Source organism: Cellulomonas endophytica, from assembly GCF_004123805.1.
Lineage (GTDB): Bacteria > Actinomycetota > Actinomycetes > Actinomycetales > Cellulomonadaceae > Cellulomonas > Cellulomonas endophytica.
The window spans coordinates 1-3,503 of the sequence record NZ_RWJX01000142.1; the positions used below are offsets into that span (position 1 = coordinate 1).

3 protein-coding genes and 1 pseudogene are annotated in these 3,503 nt (G+C 79.8%); 1 reads left to right on the forward strand and 3 read right to left on the reverse strand.

What is annotated here, in order from left to right; genetic code table 11:
* The 3 genes from EJA20_RS18205 to EJA20_RS18210 all read right to left on the reverse strand — a co-directional run.
* Positions 1–251 (reverse strand): helix-turn-helix transcriptional regulator (locus EJA20_RS18205; RefSeq protein ID WP_205687584.1); only part of this gene is annotated, 251 nt, incomplete at its 3' end.
* 70 nt (positions 252–321) lie between these two features.
* A complete protein-coding gene (locus EJA20_RS18905) occupies positions 322–483 on the reverse strand; it encodes a hypothetical protein (RefSeq protein WP_164984065.1) in 162 nt (53 codons plus the stop codon).
* A 37-nt stretch (positions 484–520) separates the two neighbouring features.
* Complete coding sequence (locus EJA20_RS18210; protein ID WP_205687585.1) at positions 521–2,806, reverse strand: putative bifunctional diguanylate cyclase/phosphodiesterase; 2,286 nt, start codon at positions 2,804–2,806, stop codon at positions 521–523.
* A 132-nt stretch (positions 2,807–2,938) separates the two neighbouring features.
* On the opposite strand from EJA20_RS18210, the pseudogene EJA20_RS18910 reads away from it, so the two are divergent.
* Positions 2,939–3,503: pseudogene (locus EJA20_RS18910) on the forward strand (hypothetical protein); the annotation flags it as partial.

The following is a 3,503-nucleotide window of genomic DNA, read 5'->3' on the forward strand; positions in this document are numbered from 1 at the left end:
GCGGCCCGCGACCGCACGGCGGCCGCCAGCAGCTCGGCGCCGGCCGCGTCGAGGCCGAGCGCGGCGGCCAGCGCGCGGACGGTGTGCGGGTACGGGCGCGTCCGCGTCCCCCGCTCGAGGGCGCCGACGCCGTGCGCGGTGAGGCCGGCGCGCTCCGCGAGCTCCTCCTGCGTGAGGCCCGCCGCCTCGCGCAGGCGGCGCAGCGCCGCGGCGAAGGTCTCGGCCGCCGGCGCGCTCACGGGTCCGGGCACCGGCCGAGTATGGCAGCGCGCACCGGTCCCGCGGGGCCGGTCCGGCGTGCGCCTCCGGGTGGGCCTGCGCTCAGTCCGGCGGCTCGGCGCCGAGCCCGTCGTCGAGGAAGCCGACGCTCTCGTCGACGTCCCCGGGCGGGTCCACCCGGCCGTCGTCGGGCGGCGACTCGACCGCGGCGGGCAGCGCCTCGTCGTCGCCGGGGTGCGAGGGGGCGGTCGTGGTGTCGCTCATGCGGACCAGCGTGCGCCCTGCGGGCGGTCGGCGCCGCTCATGTGGGGGAGGCGTGCCCGACGAGGGCGACCCCGGGCTGCCGGAGGTCCTCCGGCGCGCGCGGGGGGCACAGCAGGAAGCCCTGGGCCCGGTCGCACCCGAGCCCCTGGAGCCGGGCGAGCTGCTCCGCCGTCTCGACACCCTCCGCGACGACCGACAGCCCGAAGGCGTGCGCCGCGTGCACGACGAGCGCCACGAGCTCGGCCGACCCCGCGCCGCCGCCGGCGAGCAGGCTGCGGTCGATCTTCAGGGTGCTCGCGGGCAGGTGCTGCAGCTGCCCGATGGAGGTGTAGCCCGTGCCGAAGTCGTCGATGCTCACCTGGACCCCGAGGTCGCGCAGCGCCCGCAGGTGCGCGTCGCCGGTCGCGCGGTCCACCAGCACGGTCTCCGTGACCTCCACGACGAGGCGGTCGGCCGGCAGACCGGAGGCGGCGAGCGCCTCGCGCACGTCCGCGACGACCGCGGCGCTCGCCAGGTGCCGGCCCGAGATGTTCACGGCGACGGTCAGGTCGTCGACCGGCACGCCCCGGCCCTGCGCGTCGGCCCGCCACTCGGCGAGCTGGCGGGTGGCGGCGCCGAGCACCCACCGGCCGAGGTCGCACACGAGCGAGGACTCCTCGGCCACGGGCACGAAGTCCGCGGGCGGCAGCAGGCCGTGCCCCGGGCGCTGCCAGCGGGCGAGCGCCTCGTAGCCGACCGTCCGCCCGTCGGCGACGTCCACGACGGGCTGGTAGTGCAGGACGAACTCCCCGGCGGCGAGCCCGCGGCGGATGGCGGCCTCCTGCTCCGCGCGCTCGCGCAGCGCCCGGCGCAGGGACTCGTCGAAGACCTCGACGCGGCCCCGGCCCTCGGCCTTCGCGCGGTAGGCGGCGGCGTCGGCCTCCCCGAGGAGGTGGTCGGCGTCCGTGCGGCCGTCGCGCGCGACCGCCACGCCGATGCTCGCGCCGACGGTGACGCCCCGGGGCACGCCGGGCACGGCGACGGGGGCCAGCACCGCCGCGAGGACGCGCTCGGCCGTCTCGACGACCTCGGCCTCGGAGCCGGGCGCCTCGACGAGCACGACGAGCTCGTCGCCCCCGATGCGGCCGACCGTGTCCCCCTGGCGGACGGCGGCGCGGATCCGGCGGGCGGTCTCCCGCAGCACCTCGTCGCCGGCCGCGTGCCCCCAGGTGTCGTTGACGTCCTTGAAGTGGTCGAGGTCGACGAAGAGGAGCCCGACGAGCGTCCCCGCCCGCTGCCCGCGGTGCAGGGCGGACCCGACGACCTCGAGGGTGCGGGCGCGGTTCGCCACCTGGGTGAGGTGGTCGTGGGCGGCCTGGTGCGCCAGGTCGCCCTGGAGCCGCTCGCGCTGGCGCTCGGCCCGCTGGACCTCGCGCACCGCGAGGTGCATGCGGGCGACGACGAGCGCGACGAGGACCGCGGTGCCGCCCGCGACGGCGGCGGTGACGGACGCGGCGGCCCCGGTGACGAGCGCCTCCACGGCGAGCGCCGGGCCCAGGAGCACCACGGCGGTGAGCGCGACGAGCCGCCGCCGCGTGAAGGGCGCCGCGTCGCGGCCGGGCTCGGACAGCCGGCGCATGGACGGGTGCAGGGCGGCGGCGCCGGCGAGGCCGTAGGACAGGAGCCACAAGCCGTCGAGCCAGCCGCCGACGTAGAGCTCGGCCGTCGCGAGGGACACGTAGACGGTGTCGGCGCCGAGCAGCACGGCGGCGGAGGCCGTGAGCAGGCGGAAGGAGACCGGCCGGGCGCCGGCGCCGACGACGAGCCGCACGATGAGGGCCAGCAGGACCACGTCGCACAGCGGGTAGGCGGCGGCGAGCAGCCGCTCGGCGACGGGGGCGTCGCTGACCACCACGGGCTCGGCGACGAACACCCACGCCAGGAGGGCCAGGCCCACGGTGACGATGGCGCTGTCGACCGCCCCCGCGGCGTCGCGGGCGGTCCGGCGCGCCCGCACGAGGCGGCTCAGCCCGGCGACGAGGAGCGGGTAGGCGAGCAGGTAGAGGGCGTCGGCGGGGGAGGGGAACGGCTCCCGGTGCAGGACGTCGAGGTACCAGGCGTACACGGCGTCGCCGGCGACGAGGCAGCCGAGCCCCGCGGCGAGGAGCACCCAGGCCGACGGCGCGGCGGGCCGGTGCCGGCGCACGCCGATCCCCACACCCGCGACCGCGACGACCCCGGCCAGCGTGTAGGCGGCGCTGCGCACGACCCCGTCGTCGAGGAGCACCCAGGCGAGGACGGGCACGGCGAGCACCGCCGCGTACGTCACCCGGGTCCGGTCCACGCCGGTCCCTTCGGCCGCGCGGTGCGGCCCGTGAGGGGAGCGCGCCGCACGTCACCCCTGCGGCGCACCGCCGCGGCGTGTGCGCCCGTCCGCGGCCTACAGCCGGCGGGCCGGGGCGCCGATAGGGGTGCGGTGAGGACAGAGGCCGCCGCGCGGCGCACCCGCCGCCGTCCCCCCGGTCGCGGCGCGCCCCTGCGCCGGTCCCTCCGTCGGCTCGTCGCGGGTGGCGCGGCGCTGGTCCTCGTCGGCCTGGCCGCCTGGCTCGCGGGCGACGCCCTGCGCGCGCGGGCGGAGCTGCGCGCGGCCTCGGCCCTCGTCGCCGGGCTCCAGGACGGGCTCGCGGCGGGCGACCTCGCGCGGGTGGACGGGGACCTCGGGCGCTTCCGCGCGCACGCCGCTGCGGCCCGTGCGGCGCTCGACGGGCCGGCCTGGTCCGCGCTGGCGGCGGTCCCCGTCGTGGGGCCGAACGTCCGGGCGGTGCGCACGGTCACGGAGGTCGTGGACGACGTCGCGGACGCAGGGCCGGGCCTCGTCGCCGCGGCCGGCGCGCTCGGGGACGCCGACCTCGTCACGCCGGACGGCCGCCTCGCGCTCGACCTCCTCGACGGGCTCGCCCCGGGGGTCGCCGCCGGCGACGCCGCGGTGCAGGGGGGCCGCGCGCGGCTCGCGGCCGCCGCCGACGCCGACCTGTGGCCGG

Excerpts from the sequence above, each read along its gene's own strand:
- EJA20_RS18905 (WP_164984065.1), bottom strand. The coding sequence starts at position 483 with ATGAGCGACACCACGACCGCCCCCTCGCACCCCGGCGACGACGAGGCG.